The organism is Myxococcus llanfairpwllgwyngyllgogerychwyrndrobwllllantysiliogogogochensis, assembly GCF_006636215.1.
Classification (GTDB): domain Bacteria; phylum Myxococcota; class Myxococcia; order Myxococcales; family Myxococcaceae; genus Myxococcus; species Myxococcus llanfairpwllgwyngyllgogerychwyrndrobwllllantysiliogogogochensis.
The window spans coordinates 1-1,430 of sequence record NZ_VIFM01000531.1; the positions used below are offsets into that span (position 1 = coordinate 1).

Here is a 1,430-nt window from a genome sequence, read left to right on the forward strand (position 1 = left end):
GGCCTGGAGCACGGACCCCGAATTCATCAACGCTCTTGAGGGGTTGGCGCATCCCAGGCCCCCGGAAGGCACCCGCCGGGGACCCCATGGGGGAAGTGCCCCCGGGTCCGCCGGACCGAGCCTCCACCCCCTTGGGCAGGCGCGGATACACCGGGTCCCTTGGGGGGTCCTCCCGCGCGAAGGCGGTTGTCCCTGTCGCCCGGATGCAGGACTGGGGGGCAAGGGGGCGCGTTCCGGAGCCCAGCCGTCGCGAGGCGGGACTCGCCCTGGGCCAGGTGCGCCGCCGAGCGGAGGGGCGAAGTCCATCCCTCCGCCTCACGGTCGCACCTGGACGAGCCAGGGGCCTGGTGCTCAGGCGGCGGAGAGCAGGTCCGCCTTGGGGTACTCGCGGACGTACTTGAGGAAGCCGAGCAGCGTCTTGTCCGCTTCGACCATCACCCCTTGGCGGAACTGGATGGTCTGCAGGACACCCTCGTCGTCATCGAGGAAGGCTTGCATGAACTTCGCGGCACGCAGCAGGCGAGGTGCGTCCTTGAGGAAGCTCATCATGGTGCCGCTCACGAGCGCGAACTGCTCCGTGCGGGTCGGCGGCCGGCCCTTGTTCTTGCCTTCCTTTCGAGGCACTCCCGCGAGCAGGTAGGCCCGCGTTCCACCCCCTGGGATGCGCGTGCCGGTGAACATGCCGAAGATGGGGCCCGAGGGCGTGCGGGAGATGGCGGAGAACGTGTTGGTGCCTGTCACCCGGTTCCAGTTCTCCACCTTCAACCCATCACGGGTGGTGTAGTGGACGTCGTGCTCGAGGACGTAGTCCGAGCTGTTCATGTTGATGGGCCCCTCGATGATGCCCAGCTCGTGCAGCGTGTGCAGGTGCTGGTAGTCGTGGGAGTTGCACACCATCACCCAGGGTGGGACGGGGAAGCCCGCCTCATGCACCTTGACGCCGTACAGCAGGTCGCTCTCCTCGTAGCCGCGCACGCCCGGCACGTCGAAAAGCGGCTTCTCGCCGTTGAAGGCCCAGACCATTCCCCACTTCTCCGCCGTGGGAAAAGTCTGGATGCGGGCGCGGTCGGGAATCTTGCAGCCCACGGGGATGTGGGTACAGACGCCCTCCTGGTTGTACTGCCAATGGTGGAAGGGGCAGCGCACCTCGTCGCCAATCACGTCGCCGATGCTCAGGTCCGCGCCAATGTGACTGCAATAGGCGCTCATCACTTGCGCCTTGCCGTTCTTCCCTCGAAAGGCAATCACCTTTCCATCCAGGAACCCACGGCCGACAATCTTGCCGGGCTTGAGTTCCCTCGAAAGGCAGACGGCATACCAGTTCTGGTGATAGCCGATGCCGGGGCCTTCGAGGATGGGCCGCGAGTCGCGCACAGCGGGTTCGGTGGCGGGGCGCATCAATGCCGTCATGGGTTCCTCTGGGGGTGGGG

1 protein-coding gene is annotated in these 1,430 nt (G+C 66.6%); it reads right to left on the reverse strand.

Going from position 1 to position 1,430, the window contains the following annotated elements; translation table 11 throughout:
* Positions 1–351: 351 nt before the first annotated feature.
* A partial coding sequence (locus FJV41_RS49115; protein ID WP_220137971.1) for a Rieske 2Fe-2S domain-containing protein occupies positions 352–1,430 on the reverse strand: 1,079 nt, incomplete at its 5' end.